Source organism: Cupriavidus sp. 05L310, from assembly GCF_056398185.1.
This window is the reverse complement of record NZ_JBFTOX010000152.1, coordinates 1-1,633: the sequence shown is the minus strand read 5'-3', so window position 1 is coordinate 1,633 and position 1,633 is coordinate 1. Positions and strand designations below refer to the sequence as shown.

The following is a 1,633-nucleotide window of genomic DNA, read 5'->3' as shown; positions in this document are numbered from 1 at the left end:
GGCATGTCTGCGGCGATGGACCTCGCCCTGGCGCTCATCGAGCACGACCACGGCGCGGCGCTGGCACGTAACGTGGCCCGACGCCTGGTCGTCTATTACCGCCGCCCCGGTGGGCAATCCCAGTTTTCGGCATTGCTGGAACTCGAGCCGCGCAGCGATCGTGTCAAACGCGCGCTGATCTACGCGAAGGAAAATCTGCGCAATGCGCTGACGGTGGAGGAGCTAGCGGATGCCGCGCGCCTGTCGCCGCGGCAGTTCAGCCGTGTCTTCCGCGAGGAGACCGGGCAGTCCCCGGCTAAGGCCGTCGAGATGCTCCGGCTGGAAGCGGCCAGAACCATGCTCGAGTCAGGTCGTCACCCGATGGAAACCGTGGCGCGGGACACAGGGTCTGCGGACCGCGATCGTATGCGCCGGGCCTTTGTACGCGCCTACGGCGTGTCGCCAAGCAGCATCCGGCGAAAGGACGCACTAGTAGAGCTGGAAGCGACGGAATGAACTGACGGCCGGGGACCGATGCGACAAGTTTCGAGCATGTCTGACCCAGCGACGCTAGGATGCGCAGCTTCGCACTCACCGGCTTGCGAAATGACGTGCATCTCGGCTTGAATACGGCCTCACCCCTACGGATACCGACACCAGACAAGCCGCATAGGGAATCCTGGCGCGCGGTAGTCAGTACCCACGAGCGGTCGGTGCCTCACTCTCGAAGTGCATTATAAGTAGCTTATGGGGCTCAATACTCATGCTGGTATCGATTCGAGATTGCTAATTGCCGGTTACAGATCCATCGTCATCGAGGATGCCAAAGCCCTTTGAGGGAACACTATCAGGTGCGGGGGGCGTCATACAGGGCGGACAGTAACCGAACGGTTGCTGCTATCGATCAATTGTGGGGCAGAGAGGACGTGATGCCTCTCTGCATCTGAACGATCAGACGACGAAGGGCATCTGCCGCTGGCGCTTGCCCGTCAGCCGGAACAGTGCATTGGCGACCGCCGGGGCGATCGGCGGCACGCCAGGCTCGCCCAGTCCCGACGGTGCGTCTTCGGACGGCACAAAAAACACGTCGATGCGCGGTGCATCCGGCATCCGCGGTGGCGGATAGTCCGGAAAATTGCTGTTCCGAACCACTCCGTTCTCCATCTCGATGGCGAAGCCGGGCCGAATCATCGACAAGCCGAAGATGCATGCGCCCTGGACCTGGGCTTCCAGCGGATTGACGACGCGATTGCAGTGGACACCGGCCGTGACGTTGTGCACGCGCGCCTCACCCTTGGCGACGGACACTTCGACGACATACGCAACCACCGTCCCGAACGACTCGTGTACGGCCACGCCCCACGCATGCCCCCTCGGATTGCGCTTGCCGTAGCCGGCCTTGTCCGTGGCCAGCTGCAAGGCGGCGCGTTGTCGGACATGCTTGGTGGTGTCGAGTCGTGCCATGCGCCAAGCGACGGGATCCTGCTTCGCGGCCGTGGCGATCCCGTCGATCAGCGTCTCCTTGACGAAGCTCGTGTGGGTGTTACCCACCGAGCGCCACCAGAGCACCGCGACATCGACCTTCGGGTGATGAGCCGTCACCTGCATCGGCAGAGCGTATTCGTTCTCGACGATGCCTTCGGTCATGGTCGAG

The 1,633-nt window shown here is 62.9% G+C and carries 2 protein-coding genes and 1 pseudogene; 1 reads left to right on the top strand and 2 read right to left on the bottom strand.

The features are described 5' to 3' along the window. The coding region (locus tag AC1DS6_RS42540; RefSeq protein ID WP_477104797.1) for a GlxA family transcriptional regulator at positions 1–495 on the top strand (495 nt) is incomplete at its 5' end. Between the two features lie 58 nt (positions 496–553). Here AC1DS6_RS42540 and AC1DS6_RS42535 read toward each other — a convergent pair. Beyond that, a pseudogene (locus tag AC1DS6_RS42535) lies at positions 554–679 on the bottom strand (hypothetical protein); the annotation flags it as partial. Positions 680–930: 251 nt separating this feature from the next. Further along, positions 931–1,633 (bottom strand): molybdopterin cofactor-binding domain-containing protein (locus AC1DS6_RS42530; protein ID WP_477104796.1); only part of this gene is annotated, 703 nt, incomplete at its 5' end.